At 32.0% G+C, this 21,727-nt stretch carries 25 protein-coding genes; 19 read left to right on the top strand and 6 right to left on the bottom strand.

Features of this window, described 5'->3' with window-relative positions; translation table 11 throughout:
- Positions 1-15 precede the first annotated feature (15 nt).
- On the bottom strand, positions 16-825 hold the full coding sequence (locus ABD745_RS19955; RefSeq protein ID WP_344834337.1) for a Cof-type HAD-IIB family hydrolase: 810 nt from the start codon (positions 823-825) through the stop codon (positions 16-18).
- A 113-nt stretch (positions 826-938) separates the two neighbouring features.
- Here ABD745_RS19955 and ABD745_RS19960 point away from each other — a divergent pair, with 113 nt between their 5' ends.
- The 11 genes from ABD745_RS19960 to ABD745_RS20010 all read left to right on the top strand — a co-directional run bounded on the left by ABD745_RS19960 (position 939) and on the right by ABD745_RS20010 (position 8,097).
- Entirely contained in the window at positions 939-1,769 is an 831-nt protein-coding gene (locus tag ABD745_RS19960) for a helix-turn-helix domain-containing protein (protein WP_344834339.1), read from the top strand.
- Positions 1,770-1,814: 45 nt separating this feature from the next.
- Positions 1,815-2,957: an FAD-dependent oxidoreductase gene (locus ABD745_RS19965; protein WP_344834342.1), complete on the top strand. Its 1,143-nt coding sequence runs from the start codon at positions 1,815-1,817 to the stop codon at positions 2,955-2,957.
- A gap of 76 nt (positions 2,958-3,033) precedes the next feature.
- The gene (locus ABD745_RS19970) at positions 3,034-3,495 is read left to right on the top strand and encodes a PA2169 family four-helix-bundle protein (protein ID WP_344834345.1); all 462 of its coding nucleotides are present in this window, start codon (positions 3,034-3,036) and stop codon (positions 3,493-3,495) included.
- 448 nt (positions 3,496-3,943) lie between these two features.
- Positions 3,944-4,231, top strand: a complete 288-nt coding sequence (locus tag ABD745_RS19975) for a bacteriocin-like protein (protein ID WP_344834346.1) — start codon at positions 3,944-3,946, stop codon at positions 4,229-4,231.
- An 80-nt stretch (positions 4,232-4,311) separates the two neighbouring features.
- Positions 4,312-4,518, top strand: a complete 207-nt coding sequence (locus tag ABD745_RS19980; protein WP_344834348.1) for a bacteriocin-like protein — start codon at positions 4,312-4,314, stop codon at positions 4,516-4,518.
- A 430-nt stretch (positions 4,519-4,948) separates the two neighbouring features.
- Complete coding sequence (locus ABD745_RS19985; RefSeq protein WP_344834350.1) at positions 4,949-5,272, top strand: ArsR/SmtB family transcription factor; 324 nt, start codon at positions 4,949-4,951, stop codon at positions 5,270-5,272.
- 6 nt (positions 5,273-5,278) lie between these two features.
- Entirely contained in the window at positions 5,279-5,755 is a 477-nt protein-coding gene (locus ABD745_RS19990) for an SRPBCC family protein (protein WP_344834354.1), read from the top strand.
- A 50-nt stretch (positions 5,756-5,805) separates the two neighbouring features.
- Positions 5,806-6,384, top strand: a complete 579-nt coding sequence (locus tag ABD745_RS19995) for a YdeI/OmpD-associated family protein (RefSeq protein WP_344834356.1) — start codon at positions 5,806-5,808, stop codon at positions 6,382-6,384.
- Positions 6,385-6,402: 18 nt separating this feature from the next.
- Positions 6,403-6,798, top strand: a complete 396-nt coding sequence (locus ABD745_RS20000; protein ID WP_344834359.1) for a DoxX family protein — start codon at positions 6,403-6,405, stop codon at positions 6,796-6,798.
- 19 nt (positions 6,799-6,817) lie between these two features.
- Positions 6,818-7,375, top strand: a complete 558-nt coding sequence (locus ABD745_RS20005; protein WP_344834362.1) for a DUF4256 domain-containing protein — start codon at positions 6,818-6,820, stop codon at positions 7,373-7,375.
- A gap of 218 nt (positions 7,376-7,593) precedes the next feature.
- A complete protein-coding gene (locus tag ABD745_RS20010) occupies positions 7,594-8,097 on the top strand; it encodes a hypothetical protein (protein WP_344834365.1) in 504 nt (167 codons plus the stop codon).
- 79 nt (positions 8,098-8,176) lie between these two features.
- Here ABD745_RS20010 and ABD745_RS20015 read toward each other — a convergent pair whose 3' ends face one another.
- A complete protein-coding gene (locus ABD745_RS20015) occupies positions 8,177-9,208 on the bottom strand; it encodes a threonine aldolase family protein (RefSeq protein ID WP_344834368.1) in 1,032 nt (343 codons plus the stop codon).
- 85 nt (positions 9,209-9,293) lie between these two features.
- Here ABD745_RS20015 and ABD745_RS20020 point away from each other — a divergent pair, with 85 nt between their 5' ends.
- Positions 9,294-9,947 (top strand): metal-dependent transcriptional regulator, encoded by a 654-nt coding sequence (locus ABD745_RS20020; RefSeq protein ID WP_344834371.1) that lies wholly within the window; start codon positions 9,294-9,296, stop codon positions 9,945-9,947.
- A gap of 124 nt (positions 9,948-10,071) precedes the next feature.
- On the opposite strand, the gene ABD745_RS20025 is transcribed toward ABD745_RS20020, so the two are convergent.
- From ABD745_RS20025 to ABD745_RS20040, 4 genes are all read right to left on the bottom strand, one after another.
- Complete coding sequence (locus ABD745_RS20025) at positions 10,072-11,250, bottom strand: aminotransferase class V-fold PLP-dependent enzyme (RefSeq protein WP_344834374.1); 1,179 nt, start codon at positions 11,248-11,250, stop codon at positions 10,072-10,074.
- Between the two features lie 168 nt (positions 11,251-11,418).
- Positions 11,419-12,558 (bottom strand): hypothetical protein, encoded by a 1,140-nt coding sequence (locus ABD745_RS20030; RefSeq protein ID WP_344834377.1) that lies wholly within the window; start codon positions 12,556-12,558, stop codon positions 11,419-11,421.
- Between the two features lie 12 nt (positions 12,559-12,570).
- Positions 12,571-13,485: a TssN family type VI secretion system protein gene (locus ABD745_RS20035; RefSeq protein ID WP_344834380.1), complete on the bottom strand. Its 915-nt coding sequence runs from the start codon at positions 13,483-13,485 to the stop codon at positions 12,571-12,573.
- 56 nt (positions 13,486-13,541) lie between these two features.
- On the bottom strand, positions 13,542-14,483 hold the full coding sequence (locus ABD745_RS20040; protein ID WP_047401947.1) for a type VI secretion system baseplate subunit TssG: 942 nt from the start codon (positions 14,481-14,483) through the stop codon (positions 13,542-13,544).
- 292 nt (positions 14,484-14,775) lie between these two features.
- Here ABD745_RS20040 and ABD745_RS20045 point away from each other — a divergent pair, with 292 nt between their 5' ends.
- From ABD745_RS20045 to ABD745_RS20075, 7 genes are all read left to right on the top strand, one after another.
- A complete protein-coding gene (locus tag ABD745_RS20045; RefSeq protein ID WP_344834384.1) occupies positions 14,776-15,567 on the top strand; it encodes a S1/P1 nuclease in 792 nt (263 codons plus the stop codon).
- A 287-nt stretch (positions 15,568-15,854) separates the two neighbouring features.
- Entirely contained in the window at positions 15,855-16,721 is an 867-nt protein-coding gene (locus tag ABD745_RS20050) for a sigma-70 family RNA polymerase sigma factor (protein WP_027385416.1), read from the top strand.
- Positions 16,722-17,259: 538 nt separating this feature from the next.
- Entirely contained in the window at positions 17,260-17,850 is a 591-nt protein-coding gene (locus ABD745_RS20055; RefSeq protein WP_344834386.1) for a hypothetical protein, read from the top strand.
- Complete coding sequence (locus ABD745_RS20060; RefSeq protein ID WP_344834388.1) at positions 17,850-18,968, top strand: FAD-dependent monooxygenase; 1,119 nt, start codon at positions 17,850-17,852, stop codon at positions 18,966-18,968. Before ABD745_RS20055 ends, ABD745_RS20060 begins: the two co-directional genes overlap by 1 nt.
- A gap of 380 nt (positions 18,969-19,348) precedes the next feature.
- Positions 19,349-20,104 carry a hypothetical protein gene (locus ABD745_RS20065; protein WP_344834391.1) on the top strand — a complete coding sequence of 252 codons (756 nt, stop codon included), beginning with the start codon at positions 19,349-19,351 and terminating at the stop codon, positions 20,102-20,104.
- Between the two features lie 8 nt (positions 20,105-20,112).
- Positions 20,113-20,910 carry a hypothetical protein gene (locus ABD745_RS20070; protein ID WP_344834393.1) on the top strand — a complete coding sequence of 266 codons (798 nt, stop codon included), beginning with the start codon at positions 20,113-20,115 and terminating at the stop codon, positions 20,908-20,910.
- An 11-nt stretch (positions 20,911-20,921) separates the two neighbouring features.
- Complete coding sequence (locus ABD745_RS20075) at positions 20,922-21,719, top strand: hypothetical protein (protein WP_344834396.1); 798 nt, start codon at positions 20,922-20,924, stop codon at positions 21,717-21,719.
- Positions 21,720-21,727 lie beyond the last annotated feature (8 nt).

Here is a 21,727-nt window from a genome sequence, read left to right on the forward strand (position 1 = left end):
TTTAAAGGCTTAAAACTAAAGAATTCCGAAATGAGCTAAAGCCAATTCAATTCCATGATTATCAACTTCTTCGGTTACAAAATCTGCAATTTCTTTTACATTATCATTGGCATTACCCATTGCTACGCCGATTTTTGTAAATTTTAACATAGAAATATCATTTCCACCATCACCAAAAGACATTGTTGCAGAAACATCAATTCCAAAATATTTACAGAAATTCTCAACGCCATTTTGCTTGCTTATTCCTCCGGGATTCACATCTGCAAAAAGGGGAGTCCATCTTGAAGAAATAGAATTGGGCATTACATTTTCCATAAAAGATTTTTCTTCATCCGGACCGAGAAAAATATTTGCCTGAAGTACATTTTCAATATCAATATTTTCTTTATCGTGGATTGGCGGAACCGGAAGATTTACATGTGAATACATTCCGACAACCTCCGGAGTGGCATCATTGATTTCAACTTTATCTTCATACATCAAAGAAAAACTTAAAGGAAAATCCTGTGAATAATCAACCAATCTTTGAATATCTTCGGAATTAATGGTTTGTTTAAACATCAATTTTCCATCTGCTGAAACACAATAACCGCCGTTAAATGTGATAAATCCGTCGAAAGTCATATGCTTAATATGATCAAGAGAATTAATTGACCGACCTGTTGCTACAATTACTTTGATTCCTTTTTCGCGAAGTTTTTTAATGGCTTCTTGGGTAGATTCGGGAATTTTATTGGTTTTAAAACTGATTAATGTACCGTCAACATCGAAAAATACAGCTTTAATTTTTGTAGAAATTTCAGTATTTAAAGTATTCATCATTAGAAATCGTTTGAATATATTAACTTATATAACAAAATTACAACAATAATATTTCTGATTAATTGTTTAACCTTTTATTTAATTATTAAATTTGATTGAATTGAACTTGTAATATGAAACCAAAAAACATTATCCATCAAGAATTTGAACCGCCGGAAAAACTGTGCGATTCTATAAAATGTTTTTGGTATAATAAATCTGATTTTGGAGAAACAGAAACCGGTTTTGAAGTGATTCCAGATGGTTATGCAGAAATTATTTTCCATTTTGGAAATGGTTGCAGTATATCTCGCAATGGAGTTTTGCAGAAACTGCCTTCGCCTTTTCTTGTCGGTTTACTCAATCAGCCTGTTCATTTTTACACTAAAAAAAGTTTCGAAATCATTGCCGTAAGATGTTTTCCCTGGGCAGTTTTCGATTTGCTCGGATTATCATCTAATAATAATGGTGTACATACTTTTGAACATCCGATTGCAGAACTTCAACCTTTATTAAGTAATTGTATTGAAAATAATAAAATTGAAGAAGCAATTGGTTTAGTAAAACAGTATTTTTTGAATATACACAGTAAAATTTCAGCCGATAGCTTATTATTTAAAGCAGGAAAAGCCATGAGAAAAGCTAACGGAAGCATTCCCGTCAATCAGATTGCAAATGCAGCTCATTCAACGGTTCGTACGTTGGAACGAAAATTCAAACAATCTTCCGGTCATACCGTGAAAGACGTTTCCGGATTAATGCGCTTTGAACGGGTTCGAAATACTTTATGGCTGCATCCGGATTTTAATCTCGCAGAATTGGCAATTGAGTCTGGCTATACAGATCAGGCTCATTTAAGTAAAGAATTTAAAAAATACAGCGGAACAACACCTGCAAAATTTGCAAAAAAAGCAAAGACAGAACAAATTCCCGACATTGATTTTGTCGCATTTCTACAATCTTAAGAATAAAACATTTCAGAATTTTGTTGTCAAATTAATATCGTAAAAATGCACAACAATTTATTGAAAAATAAAAAAGCAGCAATTATCGGAGCCGGACCGGTTGGTTTGACAATGGCAAGATTATTACAGCAAAACGGAGTAGAAGTTACTGTTTATGAAAGAGATAAAAATCCTGATGCAAGAATTTGGGGCGGTACACTCGATCTTCATAAAATTTCCGGGCAGAAAGTTTTAAAAGAAGCCGGATTGTTGGAAAAATATTACGAAGTGTCAGTTCCGATGGGTGTAAATTTTGCCGATAAAAAAGGAAACATATTGGCTACACAAGAAATAACTCCCGAAAATCAATTTGATAATCCTGAAATTAACCGTAATGATTTAAGAAAAATTTTGCTTGAAAGTCTGAAAAACAGTACCGTAATTTGGGACAGGAAATTGATCAATCTTGAAGACAACAACGGAAAATGGCTCTTACAATTTGAAAATAACTTTGAGAAAAAAGCTGATTTTGTTATCGTTGCAAATGGAGGAATGTCAAAAGCAAGAAAATATGTTACAGATACTGAAGTTGAAGATACCGGAACTTTCATTCTGCAGGGAGATGTTCCTCAACCGGAAATCAATTGTCCGGAATTTTATCAATTATGCGATGGGAAAAGACTAATGAGCTCTTGTCATGGTAATTTATTGGTGGCAAATCCTTATAATAATGATACTTTAACGTACGGTCTGATTTTCAAAATGCCAGTAGAATGGGAAAATGGAATTGGACTTGATTTCCAAAATACAAAAGAAGTTGTTGATTTTCTTTCTCAAAGACTTTCAGATTGGGATGAAATATATCAAAAACTGTTTCAGGCGACAACTTTTTTTGTAGGGTTACCGACAAGAAAACTTCCCATAAACAAGCCCTGGAAATCCAGTCGTCCTTTACCTATCACATTAATCGGTGATGCAGCGCATCTGATGCCGCCTTTTGCCGGACAAGGTGTAAATATCGGATTGGTCGATGTTTTACATTTATCACAAAATTTAATGAGCAAACAATTTAAAACCATTGAAGAAGCTATTCAGGATTACGAAGAAAAAATGTTCGTTTATGCACAGGAAGCTCAAGCCGAATCCAGTGAAAATGAAATAGAAATGCACAATCCAGATTTTTCTTTTCTGAAATTTATGAATCATTAGCAATTACCATCAAAATCTTCCCTCTATATAAGGTACAATTCTTGCACAATTTTCATACACCACAAAATGTTTAATTATGGAAAATCAAGAAGAAGTATCAGTTTTAAATGATTTGCTTCATATTACCAATGACCGTATTCAGGGATTTGCGAAAGTAGAGGGAAAGATCTGGGAAAAATATCCTGATGTTAAAAAAGATTACGACAGAATAATCACGCAATCCAAGATCATGAAAAACGAACTGATTGATCTTATTAAAGAAAATGGAGGAGAAGCCAGCGATTCAGCATCGGTTGCAGGAACTCTTCACAGAACATGGATTGATATTAAAAACTCCTTTACCGTCGGAAATATTGAAGAATCTACTTTGGAAAATGTAATTTTCGGTGAAAATGCTGCTGTTGATGCTTACCAAAATGCCATTGATAAAGGAAACCTGAGTGAAAAAAGTTTAGATATAGTTTTTGAACAATTAAAACATATTAAAGATTCTTACCATCAATTTCAAGGAATAAGCAATTACAAAAACAAAGACTGATAGCAAAGAAAATTTATTCACGATTAATAATTTCAAAAACAACTTCTTAAATGAGAAGTTGTTTTTATTTTCAGTCTCTAAAATCCTTTCATTTTTTTTACAGCTTTTTTTTCAATAATGTTATTCACAGGAGTTTTCAGCAACAATAATTATGAAAAAAATATTATAAAATCTTAAAATCGAATTTTAATATCTTAAAAACTATCAAAAATATGGGAATTATGAAATAATAAATTAATATTTAAAAACATTTTATTTTTTAGAATTATTAATTTTAATAGTAAGAAAATCAAATACATATTATAGGGAATGGGATATTCAAAAAATATCAATTATATTAATCAAATATTAAGTCATAAAAATATTTTGATAATTTTTTCAAAATAATATTGGCATATTATAATTTTTCATATCTTAGTGATGTATTAATCATATAAATATTTTACTCATGAAAAACTTAAAAAAATTGAACAGAAACGAATTGAAAACTATCTCAGGAGCTGGACTTCTTGATAATGTATTTGGTGTAGTAACCGGTACAGTAAATGCTACTACAGGTATCCTAAACGGTGTTGGTACTGTTGTAGGTAACACTGTAAATGGTGTAGGTGCTACGGTAGGAGCTACAGTAAGTGGAACTGTTACAGTTTTAACAGGTGGATTATGCCAGGTACAGTGTGTACTAAATGGTGTTGTTTCTATACACGTATTAAACTGTGGATCAGCTACTTGCTAAAAGTAAAATACAGTAAAATACAGCCGCTCAAATGAGCGGCTTTTTTATGAAATTTAAAGAATAATCACAAAAAATTTATTATGAAAAACTTAAAAAAATTAAATAGAAAAGACATGAAAACCATTTCAGGAAATGGCTTACTTGATGACATTGCCGGAGCTTTAGATTTTTTAGACCCGCTTGTAAAACCTATTGCCAATACACTGAATAATGTATTTTGCAGGATAGAATGCGTATCAAATGGAACAATTGTAATTAAGTTCCTTCCATGTGAATCTTCTTGCTAAGATCAATTACATCAAAAATATTGACCGTTCTAAAAAAGAGCGGTTTTTTTTATGTCAAGAATTAATTCTTATATATATTCAATTTAACATAATATAAATTATAGGATTTATTTATTTGAAATGTAGGGGGAGTTAATATCTTATTATGCTCCTTTTTTATTTAAATTTTAATCAAATTTTATTTTGATATAACCCCGTATTAAACCTTCTTATATTTGCTAAGAACCAAGGCTATCAGAATTATTTTCAAGCCCATTCACGCATATAAAATCCACAGTGAATTTAATTTTTACATTCCAATCAAATCGGAATTGTTGTAGGTTTAATTATCAACCGAACTGTATCATTTTTGATTTAAAACTAAAATTCTTCAATAAAAATTTGCGTAGCCAAATAACTTCATTTAAATTTATAGTCAAATAACTACATAATGAATTTAAGACGAGATGTATTTCAAGCGATAGCCGATCCTACCAGAAGATCAATATTGATGCTGGTTGCGACACAGTCGATGACGGCAGGTTCTATTGCTTCGAATTTTGATACCGCAAGACCTACCGTTTCAAAACATCTTCAGATCCTTACAGAATGTGAATTATTGAAATCTGAGCAAAACGGTCGTGAAATAATTTATCATCTTAACGCAAATAAAATGAAAGAAATTGCTGATTTCATAGAACCTTTCCGCAAAATGTGGGACGACAGATTCAATAAACTGGAAGATATTATGAAAAATTACCAATCGAAAAAATAGAAAAATATGGAACTGAAAACAAAAATCCAAGCCGAAGACGGAAAACAGGAAATCTTCATTACCAGAGAGTTTGAGCTCCCCGTTGATTTACTTTTTAAAGCTTATACAGAAGCTGAACTTTTTGAGCAATGGATGGGAACAAAAGTTATAAAATTCGAAAATAAGCAACACGGTAGTTATCAGTTTGAAACCTCTAATTCTCAAGGCGATATAGTTTTTAGAGCTAATGGAACGATTCATGAAATTATTTCAAATCAGAAAATTACAAGAACTTTTCAGATGGAAAATACACCTTTTCCTGTTCAGATTGAATTTTTAGAATTTGAAAAACTTTCTGATAAAACCAGCAAAATTACCATTCACACGATTTATAAATCTGTAGATTTCAGAGATCAGATGCTGAAATTACCATTTGCACAAGGTATCAATATGGCTCACAACAGATTACAAGAAATAATTCAAAAGCTAGACGCCGGAAATTAGAGTTTAGATCAAAAATTACAAAAACCACTCATTATTAATCACTTACAATCATGAATCCAAAAGTTGATTTCTTCTTTGACAAAGCCAAACAATGGCAGAAAGAATTTGAAAAATTACGGGCAATTGCTTTAGACACAGGACTTGAGGAAGATTTGAAATGGGGATGCCCTTGCTATACCTACCATGAGAAAAATATTTTCTTAATTCACGGTTTCAAAGAATATTGTGCTCTCCTGTTTTTTAAAGGAGCTTTGTTGAATGACACTGATAATATTCTTATCCAACAGACCGAAAATGTACAGGCTGCGAGACAAATTCGTTTTACAAGCTTACAACAGATCATTGATTTGGAAAAAGTTATTAAAACTTATATATACGAAGCTGTTGAAGTCGAAAGGTCAGGTGTAAAAGTTGAAATGAAAAAAACAAAAGAGTTCGAAATACCTGAAGAATTTCAAAAGAAACTGGACGAAAATTCAGAATTAAAAAAATCCTTTGAAGCTCTAACACAAGGCAGACAAAGAGCTTACCTACTCTATTTTTCTTCTGCAAAACAATCCAAAACAAGAGAATCCAGAATTAAAAAATACATTCCGGAAATTCTTAAAGGAAAAGGAATAAATGATTAAAATTTTAAACCAATAAAAATGGAAACAAAAAAAACTCAGAAAAGAAATACAATCATCTATTGGATTTTTACTCTTTGGATGTCTCTAGGAATGGTTTCAACAGCTGTTGTTCAACTTTTAAGACATAAAGATGAAGTCGCCAACTTTACAAATTTGGGATATCCGCTTTATTTAATGACAATCATCGGGATCTGGAAAATTTTAGGCGTTATTGCTGTATTAATTCCGAAATTTCCACTACTGAAAGAATGGGCTTATGCAGGATTTTTCTTTGTTATGTCCGGAGCTATCATTTCGCATATCATTGTTAATGACTCGTTTAGCAAAATACTTCCAGCAGTTTTATTATTTGTCTTAGTAATTATTTCTTGGTATTTTAGACCTGTTGATAGAAAATTTTCTGTTAATCATTAAACACCTAAACAAATTTGATATGAATAAAAAGAAACTAACTTTAGAACAAAACAAAGCGCTTTTAAAAGTTTTGAAAACCCGTTTTGAGAAAAATATGACACGTCACAAAGGATTGGATTGGGATAAAATTCAGGCAAAATTAGAGAAAAATCCTGAAAAAATCTGGTCTTTAAATGAAATGGAAGAAACTGAAGGCGAACCGGATGTCGTTGATTATGATAAAAAAACGGACGAATATATTTTCTTCGACTGCTCTACTGAAAGTCCGAAACGAAGAAGTCTCTGTTACGATTATCAAGCCTGGGAATCCAGAAAAGCCAACAAACCGGAAAATAATGTCATCGATAAAGCTGCAGAAATGGGCATCGAGCTTTTGACTGAAGAACAATATCATCAACTTCAGCAATTAGGAAAATTTGATCTAAAAACTTCGAGTTGGATAAAGACACCTTCAAATATAAGAGAATTGGGAGGTGCTGTTTTCTGTGACCGTCGATACAATACTGTTTTCCTTTATCATAATGGTGCAGATTCTTATTATGCGGCAAGAGGTTTCCGTGGTTGCCTTAAAGTTTAAAAAAGTTATGAGTTGTGAATTTTCATGATCTTTTATTTTAAAGCTACACGCAAAATTATTCAGTAAGAAAATTTTAAACGGATTCTCAGCGATTAGAAAATTTTTATTAATTATTTAAAATTGAAAAATTATTCTTTATTTACATTAAATTTATTCTCATATAGAAATAGTATTGTTATTTTAGCACTATCGAAATTTGATTTAAATATAATAAGGATATGAAAAAATTAATCTTATTGAGTTCATTATCTGTTTTTTTAATGAACTGTAATAAAAAAACAGAAGCTCCGGTTACTGAAACAGCTCCGGTTGACACGACAGCTGCAACGGAAAAAGTAATTGATACACTTGGTGCAAAATCTTTCTGCTACATGGGAATCACCGGAAAAGACACTGTTTTCGTAAGCATTGACGATAATCTGGGAACAATCACCGGAAAAATGGCAACAAAAAATAGTGAAAAAGACAGTAATAAAGGCGATTTATCTGGTTTCAAATCCGGAGATACGCTTAAGTTGACTTATGAATTTTCAGCGGAAGGAGTTTCAGGAAATAAAAATGATATTTATTTCCTTCAGACAAAAGATGGTTTAAATGAAGGAATCGGCGACAGAGATACTGAAACCGGAACAAAATACGCTAACGAAAAGAAAATTAAATACGCAGGAGGAAGAAATCTGAAACTAGCGGATTGTAATACGGTTTCAAATGCTCTAAAATAAGAAATTTAAATAAATCACTAATTTTAGATTTATTTTCCAAAATAAAAAACAGCCTATAATCAGGCTGTTTTCTTTTTATTTATAATTCTTTTTTAATAATTTCAATAAAATCATTTACTGGTTCTTCACCTGTATTCCATGAAGTGATCAAACGAATCGCGGAAAAATTTTCATTAATTTTCTTCCAGACATAAAATTCAAACTTTTCTGATAATTTTCCTATTAAATCATTGCTTAAAATCGGAAAAATCTGGTTGGTATACGTGTCAGAAAGAAACAGTACTCCCTTTTCTTTCATGGCATTTTTGATTTTCATTGCCTGTTGATTGGCGTGTTTTGCCAAATCAAAATACAGATCATTTTTCATCAGTTCCAAAAACTGGATTCCCAACAATCTTCCTTTTGCCAACAATGCACCTTTTTGTTTAATATTAAAAGCAAAATCCTGCTGAAGTTCCTGATTATTAATGACAATTGCTTCACCAATCAAAGCTCCGTTTTTAGTTCCGCCGAGATAAAAAATATCCGTCAGTTCGGCAACTTTTTCTAGTGTCAGATCACTAATTTCAGAAGTCAGACCATGTCCCATTCTTGCTCCATCCATGAAAAGGTAGAGATTATTTTCTTTACAAAAATTTGAAAGTTCTTCTAATTCTTTTAAGGTATAAATCGTTCCCAACTCCGTAGAATTCGAGATATAAACCAGTTTCGGCATTACCTGATGCGGAATATTTCTATGGCTTTCCAAAACAGGAGCAATATCTTCAGGTGTAAGTTTTCCGTCTTCTTTTTCTATGCCTAAAATCTTGTGTCCTGTTGCTTCGATGGCACCGGTTTCATTATTTAAGATATGTCCTGTTGAAGCAGAAACCGTACATTGATAAGGTCTTAAAATTGAAGAAATTACGATAAGATTTGCCTGTGTTCCTCCTGAGACAAGATAAACTTCCGAATTGGGATTTTTAATCTTTTCCTTAATCAATTCTTTAGCCTGTAAAGAATATTCATCTTCTCCATAACCTGCCTGCTGATCAAGATTATGCTGTAAAAGTGCTTGTAAAATATTGGGATGACAACCTTCTGAATAGTCGTTTTTAAATGAAAATTTCATAGAGTAAAATTAAAAAAAGTTCACCTAACAAGCACAAATAATTAATAATATTTTGTTAGATTTGTAATGAAAATCATCTAACATTTTGAGAACAACATTAACAGAAGAAAATTATCTGAAGGCTTTGTTTCATCTAGTTGACAATGAAGGAAAAGTAACGATTAACGAATTGAGCAAATTTTTAAATGTAAAAATGCCGAGCGTTAACAATATGATGAAGAAATTTGCAGATAAAAGCTGGGTGATTTACGAAACCTATAAACCTCTGATTGTCACAGAAAAAGGAAGACAAGAAGCTGCATTAGTTGTAAGAAAACACAGGCTTACCGAAATGTTTTTAGTTAAAAAAATGAATTTCGGCTGGGAAAATGTACACGAAATCGCAGAGCAGCTGGAGCACGTCCACTCTACTATTTTCTTCGATAAAATGGATGAAATTCTTGATCATCCGAAATTCGATCCACACGGAGAACCGATTCCTGATAAAGAAGGAAACATTATTGCCCAGGATTTACAGCGATTAAGCAATTGTGAGGTTGGTGAAACTGTTATTTTTGCTTCTGTAACACTTTCTGATGATGCTTTTCTGAATTATTTAACGGAAAGAAAATTACTTTTAAATACCAAAATCAGGATCATAAAAATTGAAAATTTTGATAAATCTGTAACAGTTGAAGTAGCTGGAAAACAGGAGGTTTTGAGTAGAAAAGCAACTGAGAAAATATTGGTTAAAAAATAATTTCTAACCATTAAATAGTAAGTTTATTTAAATGCTTCGACAGGCTCAGCGTGACACCGCTACAAAATGACGGTTAGTATTAGGAATGTCATGCTGAGCCTGTCGAAGCATCTGAATTTTTGAATTATTGTAAGCTATTTTTTAAAATTCCAGAAACTTTTTCAATTTCTTCCACCGTATTAAAATAATGTGGTGATAATCTTACAATTCCATTAATGTTTTTATTCGTAAAATCAATTAAAGCTGAATTTTTATAAGTTGCAGAGAAAAATACATTATTTTTTTTCAGAACTTTTTGAATATTTTCAAGATCTCCGTCAGGACCTGAAAAAGTAATAATACTGCTCAGATTATTTCCTAAATCCCAAATGTTGAAACCGTTATTTTTAAGATTTTCTCTTAATTTTTCTGATAATTTTCTGTTATAATTTTCAATATTATCTAAACCAATATCATTTGCATATTTTAAAGCTTCAGTAAAACCAAGCAAAGAAGCGTAAGAAATTTCCCAATGCTCAAATCTTTTGGCTGTTTTAAATAATTCATAATCATTATATTCCGTCCAGTTTGCTCCTCTCATATCTAACAATAAAGGGGCATAATTCTGTTCTAAAACTCTCTCCGAAACATATAAAAATCCTGTTCCTCTTGGTCCTCGCATAAATTTTCTTCCTGTTGCTGTCAGAAAATCACAGCCGATTTTTTCGACATCGACTACCATTTGACCAACTGACTGACAAGCATCAACCAAATACAAAACGTTGTATTGCTTACAAATTTTTCCAACGCCTTCTACATTTTGAATCAATCCGGAATTTGTAGGAATATGGGTTACGGCAACTAATTTTGGACTATGTTGTTTAATTAAGCTTTCTAAATTTTCCAAATCCAGTTCATTATCTGAAAGATTTTTCGTCCTGACGATTTTTACATTTAATTTTTTCTGCAATGAAATAAATGTAATCTGATTAGAAATATAATCATCAACACTTGTAATAATTACATCTCCTTCCTTGAAGATAATACTTGACAAAGCCTTTGCAAATGCCTCAGTTGCACTTGTCGCAAAAGCAATATTGGATGGTTTACAGTTAATTAACTTTGCGGTTTCGTCATAAAATTGCTCTAATAATTCTGCATTTCTGTTGGCAACTTCATATCCTCCAAATTGTTCTTCCTGATGTAAATAATCAATCATGGAATCGATAACTATTTTAGGCATTAATGAAGAACCCGCATTATTTAGAAAAATTTTTCCATCTGAAAGTCCTCTTATGTCTTGTCTTATTTTATCTATGTTCATTTTTTTAATTATTTTTTTACGTAACGTTCTGTCATTCTGAGTAAGGAAAATCTATTTTTAATTTTCGATGCTTTAATTCCCACGGAATGACAATTTTAATTCAAACAATTTTACACAAAAAATCCCGAAATTTTGATAACGGGATTTATATTTTAAGTTGATATTATATTAATCTAAAACGCTCCAACCTCTTTTCGGATTGCTATTGTTTGAAACTTCCTGTTCATTAACAATGATATTTTCTTTTCTCTGACCTATGTAATCAAGTTCGCTCAGTTTAGAGAAAATAGTTTCCAAACTCCTCAACATTTGCTGGATATAAACGAAAGGTTCTCCGCAATTGTGATGATCATAATTGGTTTCTGCAACGATAGAAAGCTGATTTAATAAAGTATGAGGTGCAATTTCACTCCATTCTAAACTGTAATTCAACATTTCTTCCAATTCTGCAGGAACGATAACCTGAGTCGCATTGTACATACGAAGTGCCAGTTTTGCGAAAGATTCGATCAAAAACACAGGTGGTTGATAAGGTGTAATATTTCTGAACTGGAAATACATATCACCAAAAGTATTAATCATCGTATTACACAAATACTTAACATTCTGTGCTAACGCTGTATTTTGGTTTTTATGAGAAGTTTTCTGAATGATCTTAAAAGCATACTGCTGTAAATTCCCGATAGATTTTGCAAAATTATTGTAATAATCCAACAATGCCGGATGGCTCTGAATCGATGTACACGGCGGAATAAAATTAGAATCAACCTGAGCAATATTTCCTTTTAAATCTACTTTTCCGATGATCAGATAATTTCCTCCGGAATAACTACTGTTCAAAGAAGTTACGGGAAGTAATTCAATATGATGATTGGATTGTGTATTCGGATGTCTCGGCGGAATTTCTTCCGGGTCAATATCCCCGAAAGGTACTTTATCAAACGGATTTACAGAAATTAAGATAAAATATTCTCCATCAGCCTGCTCTTCATTCATCGATTTTGCTAATGATTTTACGCTTACTCTCCTATCATTTAGCTCGATTCTATAACCAGCCAAAGTAACTGCGCTACACCGTTTTATTACTAACTGAACATCATTTGTTGCCGTATTATGAACATCAAAAATCGTTCGATCTGTAAATTCGTTTGAAATCGGTAAAAGTCCATAATTATATGTTGTGATTGCCAATGAATTGGCATCTCTGATGGTATCAATTAAAAAGTTATCCTGATCATTAAGATGTCTCTGGGAAACCTTCATCCCGTCAACCCAATTGATGGCAAAATGCTTAATAGGCTGTATCATATTCTATATTTTTTAAACTGTGTGTGATTGTGGTTTTCTTAGTCCTTCTTCTTCGTGCTGAATCACTCTTTTACAAATGACAACATCGTTTTCTGCGACACTATTTTGTGTAATATCCTGATCAAAATCAATATATTTTCTAAAACTGAAAAATGATTTCTTTGTGTAAAAAATCCAGTAATAAGGCTCTTTTGCTTCATCTGAAAGGTGAATAATAGAGTTCGGATTTTTATGGTTGTAATCGTCAACTACTCTATAAAACCAGTCTCCGAAAGTTACACCTGTAGGAAGCGTTTTTGCCTTAATTCTGAATCGGTTTGTATCTTCAAGATTCTTGCTTAATTCTACATTTAATACCATCAATCTGTCAAAATCTGCCCCTTCAAAATCCGGAAGCCTCTGATCCGGCGAATATCTCCAGGTTTTATAAATATCAACAGGAATACTGATTAATTGGATATAACAATAATGAAAAACCAGCGGAACCAGAAAGATAAGCATACTCGTTGCCGACATGATGGGATATCCTGTTCCTTTGCTCATCCAATTGAAAATCAGATAAAAAAGATAACCTCCCGCTCCAATACAGGTTATTGAAAGTACAGATTCAAACAAAATACTTTTTGTAAGAGAATTAAAGTGTTTTTTAAAATATCTATCCGATAAATTAACATGGATAATACCTAAAATAAGGTAAACGATCTGCGCAATAAGATACCAATAAGGATTAAAAAGATTCCCGGCAAAACCGAAAATTCCTGGAATTGCAAGACACAAACTGCAAAGCAGAACATATATAATGATGGTTTTGATTTTAATTGCAGGCTTATTTCTTCTGATAATTCCTAAAACTACCATCATGATTACCGCAAATAAAGGCATTAAAATATACCTTAAAAAGATCCCTTTTACTGAAGAAATTTCCATTTGTCTTTTTTCGAATTAATATTTTTCTTGGTGAATGTAAATATACTTAAAAATTTTCACAGGAATGTAGAGTAACCGAGCCTGTTTGCATTTCTTTCATCATCTTCCAGAGCAAAAGAATATTCCTTTTTTTCTGTGATAAAATTCTCCTCTACATCTACGCTTACAGGTAAAAAATAATCATACAAAGCCTGAAGAACTTTCCTGAACGGATTGCCGTCGATATACTTTTTCATATCCGAATAAGGAATAGGCCCGATGTTTACTACCCAATTTCTCTGTCCATCCATATGTCTTCCACTTGGAATGTATGTCACGCCTAATCTGGAATTTCCCAACAGCATTGAATCGTCTTCTTCCTCCATTCCGTCGATAACATTGGAAGAAAAAGTAATCTCAACCGGAACCTGCAAAAATGCGCTCATACATCTTTCAAACCATTTTTTATCTCCTCTGATCTGGTGAAAAAAAGGTAAAATATAAATGAAAATATAGGCATTTTGTTTATCCAGCATATTGATCAAAGGCCAAAGTTCGCTGACTGTATCCAATAACGAATCGGTATCGCTTGAAATTTCAAAATCAAATTCTTTAAGCAAAGCACTGATTTCGGTGAAAAATATTTCCAGCTCGAATGGTCGGAAAAATTTTCTTGCGTCCTCTTCTACTTTTTTCTGTTTACGGATTTCGCGGACAACAGTTTCAACATTTTTTCTGGAAGTTCCCAATGAAGGCGGATGAAATAAGCCTTCCGGAAGATAATCGTAAATACCTTCTCGATAGGTTTCTATCGTGAAAACTTCTTCATCAAAACCTAAATAATTACTCGAGATACTTTTAATATCTTTCAAATAAGCCCTGTCATTGATTCCGATTCTCTCAATAAAAATATTGCTTACCGTCCTTTGATATTTCAAAAGATTAACTGCCACAGCTTCAGCCTTGAAATCTGTCTGCAGCTTATTGTAATTCATATCTACAATATTATTTTCATACATGGTTTTTCCTGCGATTTTGGCTTGTAAAAGTAATATATCTCAAATTATTGAAAAAATATTTTCCTATTAATTTTATTCTAAAAATACTAAATTATTGATAGTAAAACCAATAATATAAAGCATAAATAGTAAAAATACGGAAAATTGAGATTCGAATTAAAGCTAAGGATAAGAAAATAAATATTTTACATCATATTTTAATTTTCAGTTAAATTTATAAAGCTCTTGTATTAATCTTAGTTCTCAACCTTAAATTTAACCTTATCTTTGCACCCTGAAAATGTTATTTACAATGAAAAGTATTTATTCTAAAATTCTGATTTTAGCATTCATTACATCTTCGCTTTATTCTTATGCATGGGGATTGACGGGGCACAGAATTATTGCAGAAATTGCAGAAAATCATCTTTCCGGAAGGGCAAGAAGAGAAATCAAAAAAATCATGGGCAAAGAGCGTCTTGCTTATTGGGCAAACTGGCCGGATTTCATTAAATCTGATACAACAGGTGCCTGGAAAGAAGCTTCGGCTTGGCATTATGTAAATATTGATCCGCAAACTGATTTTAAAGTTTTTGAAGAAAAATTGCAAGCACAGGCTGGTCCTAGTTTATACACTCAGATTAAAACTTTGTCGAGCCAGATCAAAGATGAAAAAACTTCTGAAAAAGACAGAAAAATAGCATTAATTTTCCTGATCCATATTATGGGAGATCTAGCTCAGCCTTTGCATGTTGGAAGAGCGGAAGATTTGGGTGGAAATAAAATTAATGTGACTTATTTTGGAGAAAAAACAAATTTACACTCCGTTTGGGACGGTAAATTAATAGATTCGCAAAAATATAGCTATACGGAATATGCTAAACTTTTAGATATTAAATCTAATGATGAAGTTAAACAAATCCAAACAGGAACATTGGAAGACTGGTTGTATGATTCTCATAAAATTGCCAATAAAATCTACGCACAGACTCCAAACGACTCAAAATTAGCTTACGATTATCAATATAAATTTAATGATACAGTTGAAAGACAGCTTCTTTACGGAGGTTTGAGACTTTCAAAATTGTTGAATGATCTGTTTTAATGGTTGATCGTTTTTAGTTGATTGTCAAACTTAAAATTTATATAAGCGGAACTTTTTGTTTCGCTTTTTTGTTTTAAACTATAAATTGGCACTAATTTTCACTTTCTAAATTAAAATTTCAGGAAAATAAGAAAATCCAAAATCGCCATCCTGTAACATGAGATCGATAATTTACGACTATTTTTTCAATTCAAAATTAATTAAATAAAAAATTATTGAAACAAGTGTAACCTTTTTACCTTTTCAAACGTATAATATAATAGAAACTCTTTTTGAGGATATAATAGATGAGACAATTAAAAATCACTAAGCAGGTTACCAACAGGGAAACTGCTTCATTAGACAAGTATTTGCAGGAAATTGGTAAAGTGGAACTAATTACTGCGGACGAAGAGGTAGATTTGGCACAAAGAATTCGTGCAGGCGACAGAGCAGCATTAGAGAAATTAATTAAAGCCAACCTTCGTTTCGTAGTATCAGTATCTAAACAGTACCAAAATCAAGGTCTTTCTTTACCTGATTTGATTAATGAAGGTAACTTAGGACTTATGAAAGCGGCAAAAAGGTATGATGAAACAAGAGGTTTCAAATTTATCTCTTACGCAGTTTGGTGGATTCGTCAGTCGATTTTACAGGCTTTGGCAGAACAGTCAAGAATTGTAAGATTGCCGTTGAACAAAATCGGTTCCATCAATAAAATCAACAAAGCTTACGCGCACCTTGAGCAGGAAAATGAAAGACCACCTTCTCCGGAAGAATTGGCTGAAGTTCTTGACATGAGCGAGGAAGATATCAAAGAATCTATGAAGAATTCCGGTAGACACTTGTCTATGGATGCGCCTTTGGTAGAAGGTGAAGATTCTAATCTTTATGATGTATTACGTTCTGGAGAATCTCCAAGTCCGGATAAAGATCTAATGCTTGAATCTCTACAAATCGAGATCGAAAGAGCATTGAATACTTTGACTCCAAGAGAGGCTGATTTGGTAAGATTATACTTCGGATTGAACGGAAAACATCCAATGACTTTAGAGGAAATCGGTGAAACTTTCGACCTTACAAGAGAAAGAGTGCGCCAGATCAAAGAAAAAGCGATCAAGAGATTGAAACACAATACCAGAAGTAAGATTTTGAAATCTTATTTAGGTAAATAAAATTTTAACGTAAAATTTACTAGGCGGAGCTTGATTTTCAGGTTCCGCTTTTTTATTTTTGTTGAAATGAATGAATCATATTTTTTTATTGGAGGATTTATCCTTTTTCTTATTGTTGCTAATACATTAATTTATTTTTACTTAAAATATAAATGAAAACTCTTTTTTGATTATATAAAAGATAGAAAATATACCTTAATCCCAAATGTCGAAACTGAGATCGAAGGACATTCGCAACTTGGATCAAAAATAAGTTATAGGAAAGCTGATATTGTGTTTTTGGATGATCATATTTTCATCCTCTCATTTAATAAATCCATAATTCATCTTACAAAGAATCAGGAAGTTTTTCCAAGCATTATTCATCAATTTATATATGATTCAAAATTAAAAGTAAATAACAGGCTTGAAATAAAAACTTTCAATCGGAACCTACAAGTGAATTTAAACTTAAAGAATAAAAATTTTGATTTAGAACAATATTTAAATGAATCGAATAAATTTTTAAATATAAAAACTATCATAACATTTAATAACCATGAAAAAATTATTTCTCACTTCCACTCTATTTTTATTACTATTTTCTTGTCAGGAAAATAAACCTACTGATACAGATATTGTTGAACAAGCTGCAAAAAATACGGAATCAAGTTTTCCTATAAAACGAATGAGCAGATCTGAAGCAATAATTGACGGAATATATGATGAAAAAATTAAGACTAACGAAAAGCTTAAAGACTTTGACAAGAGATTTTTAAGTTTGCAGAATGATAGTGAAATCATGAAGGATCTTTATGATGACATTATAAAATCATCTGAAAATTATTATTCTGATGCAGAAAGAAGGGCAAAAAACATCATGGATTCTGCTTTACAAAAAGAAGTTTTAAATCTTTTAAAAAACAGTTCAGAAAAATATGATATAAAAATTAATAAACTAAATGCATTAAAGATTCAAATAAATCTCAATTTTATAAAACTTAATTCTTTTTATGATGTTTATAAAATTAAAAAAACGCTCCCTGAAATCGAAAATTATCAGGAAATACATCCTTTGGAAACAGATAGTTTAGAAAACTTTATCAATAAGCAAAACCAATTATTGAATGAATTGAAAAATTTTAAATAATGAATTCAATCTCAATAGTCGGAGCAGGAATCGGTGGTTTGACGCTTGGAAATATCCTGAACCAACATAATTTAGATTTTACTATTTACGAATCTGCCCCGGAAATAAAACCTGTCGGAGCCGGAATTATGATGGCTGTAAATGCAATGCAGATCTTTGATCAACTTGGTTTAAAAGAAAAAATTGAAAATGCAGGGAATAAAATTCATGGAATTTCGATTACGGATGAAAAATTAAAACCTATTTCAAAAACCAATATTCTTGAGCTGGAACAAAATTACAATTCCGGCAATATAGCTATTCATAGAGCAGAATTACAAAAGATTTTAGCTGTAAATATAAGCCTTGAAAACATCAAACTAAATCACTTTTTAAGCTCCATTCAGAAAAAAGAAAATTATATTTTAAACTTTGAAAACAAAATTGAAATAGAAAGCAAAATAGTCTTTGGAGCAGACGGAATTCATTCTAAAATAAGAAATCAGATTTTTGAAACAGGAAAAATTCGGAATGCCAGACAAATGTGTTGGCGTGGATTGGTAGACTTCGAATTACCCGAAAAATATCATCATGAAGCTTTTGAAGTTTGGGGAAAAGGTAAACGCTTCGGTTTTGTAAAGCTTTCAGACAAAAAAGTATACTGGTATGCACTGATTAATGAAAGTAAGTATAAAAGCTATTCAAGGCTGGTTGATTATTTTTATGATTTTGATCCTTTAGTTTTAAATATTCTTGAATCAACTTTAGAAGAAAATATTATCCTCAACGACATTATAGACCTCTCGCCTATTCCAAAGTGGTATTCTGAAAACCTTTGCTTAATCGGCGATGCAGCTCATGCAACAACTCCGAATATGGGACAAGGTGCTTGTCAGGCAATTGAAGACGCTTATATTATTGGGAAATTATTAGAAAAAAATAAAGATTTTAATTCTATTTTCGAAAAGTTTCAGAAGATCCGTAGGAAAAAAGTTAATTACGTTGTCAATACCAGCTGGAAAATTGGACAAATTTCTCAATGGGAAAACGGAAATTCTTTGCGAAACTTTTTTATGCGATTAATTCCGGAAAGTTTCAATCTGCAATTAGCTGAAAAAATTATCAAATTGGAAAGATAAAGAACTCTTTTTGAGTTCTTTTTTTATTGCATAAATAGAAATACATTAATATTTTTCATCAAAAAACGTGAAATTAATTACAGAATATTATTTTTTTTGAATTTTTATTAAAATGATATACCACATTTATGTGAATTTCAATGATTAAAACAGTCCTGCTTTTCTCTTATATGAAACATTGTTTTTCTTTGTGGTACAAACAAAATAACTCTACTTTTTAATATCTAAAAAAAATCAACCAAAAGGGATTTAAAATTATTTTTAAAATTATCCCAATATATTGATTTAAAATATTTTACATAACTACCTATAAAGTAATTGTTTAATACAAAAAATATAATACTTTTGTAAAAAACAAACGATAACCTGACTTTAAACTCATGAAAGCAAATTATTTTATACTTCCACTATTTTTAATTTTATCATCTAAATTAATCGCTCAAGTAGGAATAGGAACTACAACCATTCAACCAGGTATAATGCTTCAGGTTGAAAGCACAAACAAAGGAGTCTTATTACCCAACGTAAATTTAACCTCCACAACAGTCTTTTCTCCTGTAACCGGAACACAAACTAATGGTTTGATAGTCTATAATACCAATACTGCAGGATCAGGAAACACTGCTGTAACACCTGGATTCTATTACTGGGACGGATCAAATTCGGTATGGACAAAAGTGCAGCAGAAAAATGCAAATGAAACAGCCTTGTTTTCCAATCAAAATACCTCTACCAACATCAATTCGGGTGCAGGTGTTTATACAGATCTTTTTGCTAACGTAAGATTTAATAATAATAACAGCCTTTATGAAAAAGTAGATAATACAACTTTAAAAATAAATGAAACGGGCTATTATAAAGTAATGTTGAATCTGGACTTATTTTCACAAGGAAACAGGGATAACTTCGGTATTGAGATCCTTGTCAACAATCAGGAAAATATTGTTTCTGAAAATCTATATGTTCCGGGAAGAGCCATAAGTTCGCAGCCAAACAGCAGGGCTTATGTAATGTATGTTCCCATTAATGTTGCAGGATATACTTTAAGAGTCAGGTCATATGAAATTGATCCCAATACCGATGTATATTTCAGAAATGCAAACAGCTCCACTATTTCTATAGAAAAAATAAGATAATAAAAAACATGAGAAAAAATATTTTATCAGTAATCCTATTTTTAGGATTATCAGTACCTCTTTTGGCTCAAACCGGAATAGCAACCGGCACGGTATCAGATGGTGTGATACTGCAATTAGGCACTAATAATAAAGGTTTACTTTTATCCAGAATACCTTTAACATCGAGAACTTCCACTTCCCCTTTACCAACATCAATTCCAACAGGAACGATGGTATTCAATACGGCAACAACCGGGAGTTTCCCCAATCTTATCACTCCCGGAATCTATTGGTGGAGCGCTGAAGATACACAATGGACAAGCTTAAGCACCAATCTTGAAACTGCAGCTGTAAAATATACAAGCTCCGAAACAGCAACCAATTACAATACAACAACCTTGCAAAATGTAAAGCTGTTCGGAAATATGGTTTACAATGAAAGCAGCAGTATTTATTCTGTAAATACAACAGCTCAAACGCTGACTGTAAAAAGACAGGGGCTTTACTCTATTTCTTCAATACTATCTTTTGACAGATTCACTGGTGGAAATGGTTCTATGGTTTCTTTAACAGCAAGAATTTTCATCAATGAAAATCCTGCAGGAACCGAACAGGTCTTCTCACCTGAAGAAACAGCTTCCGTAAATAGCAACAGAGGATTATTCTCTCATTCTTTCACAGAATACCTGCAATTGAGTACTAATGATGTGATAAGCATCAGAATAAAGAAAACAGACGGAACCTATTCCGGCGGATATGGTGATTCACCCGTGAGATTTCATCAAAATGGAGATTCCAGTATCGCATTAATACGCATAAGATAAAAAATAGAGACATGAAAAAATTACTTATAATAGGCTTTTCAATATTTTCAACATTATACTTAAAATCACAAGTCGGTATAGGTACACCCAGTCCTGCAACATCGGCTGTTCTTGATATTACAAGCACAAATAAAGGTACTCTATTTCCAAGAGTAGCTTTGATTGCAACGAATAATAAAGCGCCTTTATCAGGAAATATTCCGAACGGAACACTGGTTTTCAACACGGCAAGCAACGGAACTGATGCTACAGCCGTATTTCCCGGAGTTTATCAATGGAATAATACCGAATGGATTTATCCGTCAGCTTTAGGTGAACCAAAAGGAAAAGCTGTAAAATTTACAAATTCGGCTTCAAGCACAACGAATTTTAATTCTGCGACAATCGCATCTCCTACTAATATCGACATTTTTACTACTTTAAGTTTTAACGATGATACCAATATTTTTGAGAAAATTAATGATTATCAGCTAAGAATAAAACAAGCCGGGCTTTACCTTGTTTCCGTAAATCTTGCTTTAAAACAAAATCCCGCCGTACAGGATTCAGAAGTTTACAATTATATTTATTTTAATCTGGATGGAACTTTAGCATCTTCAAGCATTGCTACTCTACCACCACAGTATAATCCAGGCAGGATCAATATAAACGGAAGATTTGCTTTTAGCTCAAATTCCTATGTTTATGCTACTGCAGGACAAATTCTTACATTACATTCCAAAAGATGGAAAGATGGAAGCACCTACAACGGAACGGTAAATTTTGACACGAACAGTCTTTCAAGTGTAACAATTATTAAACTAAAATAATAATTAAA

The organism is Chryseobacterium ginsenosidimutans, assembly GCF_039536845.1.
Lineage (GTDB): Bacteria > Bacteroidota > Bacteroidia > Flavobacteriales > Weeksellaceae > Chryseobacterium > Chryseobacterium ginsenosidimutans_B.

Bases quoted from the DNA above. Each gene is read 5' to 3' on its own strand.
- ABD745_RS19955 (WP_344834337.1), bottom strand. From the start codon at position 825: ATGATGAATACTTTAAATACTGAAATTTCTACAAAAATTAAAGCTGTA.
- ABD745_RS19960 (WP_344834339.1), top strand. From the start codon at position 939: ATGAAACCAAAAAACATTATCCATCAAGAATTTGAACCGCCGGAAAAA.
- ABD745_RS19965 (WP_344834342.1), top strand. From the start codon at position 1,815: ATGCACAACAATTTATTGAAAAATAAAAAAGCAGCAATTATCGGAGCC.
- ABD745_RS19970 (WP_344834345.1), top strand. From the start codon at position 3,034: ATGGAAAATCAAGAAGAAGTATCAGTTTTAAATGATTTGCTTCATATT.
- ABD745_RS19975 (WP_344834346.1), top strand. From the start codon at position 3,944: ATGAAAAACTTAAAAAAATTGAACAGAAACGAATTGAAAACTATCTCA.
- ABD745_RS19980 (WP_344834348.1), top strand. From the start codon at position 4,312: ATGAAAAACTTAAAAAAATTAAATAGAAAAGACATGAAAACCATTTCA.
- ABD745_RS19985 (WP_344834350.1), top strand. From the start codon at position 4,949: ATGAATTTAAGACGAGATGTATTTCAAGCGATAGCCGATCCTACCAGA.
- ABD745_RS19990 (WP_344834354.1), top strand. From the start codon at position 5,279: ATGGAACTGAAAACAAAAATCCAAGCCGAAGACGGAAAACAGGAAATC.
- ABD745_RS19995 (WP_344834356.1), top strand. From the start codon at position 5,806: ATGAATCCAAAAGTTGATTTCTTCTTTGACAAAGCCAAACAATGGCAG.
- ABD745_RS20000 (WP_344834359.1), top strand. From the start codon at position 6,403: ATGGAAACAAAAAAAACTCAGAAAAGAAATACAATCATCTATTGGATT.
- ABD745_RS20005 (WP_344834362.1), top strand. From the start codon at position 6,818: ATGAATAAAAAGAAACTAACTTTAGAACAAAACAAAGCGCTTTTAAAA.
- ABD745_RS20010 (WP_344834365.1), top strand. From the start codon at position 7,594: ATGAAAAAATTAATCTTATTGAGTTCATTATCTGTTTTTTTAATGAAC.
- ABD745_RS20015 (WP_344834368.1), bottom strand. From the start codon at position 9,208: ATGAAATTTTCATTTAAAAACGACTATTCAGAAGGTTGTCATCCCAAT.
- ABD745_RS20025 (WP_344834374.1), bottom strand. From the start codon at position 11,250: ATGAACATAGATAAAATAAGACAAGACATAAGAGGACTTTCAGATGGA.
- ABD745_RS20030 (WP_344834377.1), bottom strand. From the start codon at position 12,558: ATGATACAGCCTATTAAGCATTTTGCCATCAATTGGGTTGACGGGATG.
- ABD745_RS20035 (WP_344834380.1), bottom strand. From the start codon at position 13,485: ATGGAAATTTCTTCAGTAAAAGGGATCTTTTTAAGGTATATTTTAATG.
- ABD745_RS20040 (WP_047401947.1), bottom strand. From the start codon at position 14,483: ATGTATGAAAATAATATTGTAGATATGAATTACAATAAGCTGCAGACA.
- ABD745_RS20045 (WP_344834384.1), top strand. From the start codon at position 14,776: ATGAAAAGTATTTATTCTAAAATTCTGATTTTAGCATTCATTACATCT.
- ABD745_RS20050 (WP_027385416.1), top strand. From the start codon at position 15,855: ATGAGACAATTAAAAATCACTAAGCAGGTTACCAACAGGGAAACTGCT.
- ABD745_RS20055 (WP_344834386.1), top strand. From the start codon at position 17,260: ATGAAAAAATTATTTCTCACTTCCACTCTATTTTTATTACTATTTTCT.
- ABD745_RS20060 (WP_344834388.1), top strand. From the start codon at position 17,850: ATGAATTCAATCTCAATAGTCGGAGCAGGAATCGGTGGTTTGACGCTT.
- ABD745_RS20065 (WP_344834391.1), top strand. From the start codon at position 19,349: ATGAAAGCAAATTATTTTATACTTCCACTATTTTTAATTTTATCATCT.
- ABD745_RS20070 (WP_344834393.1), top strand. From the start codon at position 20,113: ATGAGAAAAAATATTTTATCAGTAATCCTATTTTTAGGATTATCAGTA.
- ABD745_RS20075 (WP_344834396.1), top strand. From the start codon at position 20,922: ATGAAAAAATTACTTATAATAGGCTTTTCAATATTTTCAACATTATAC.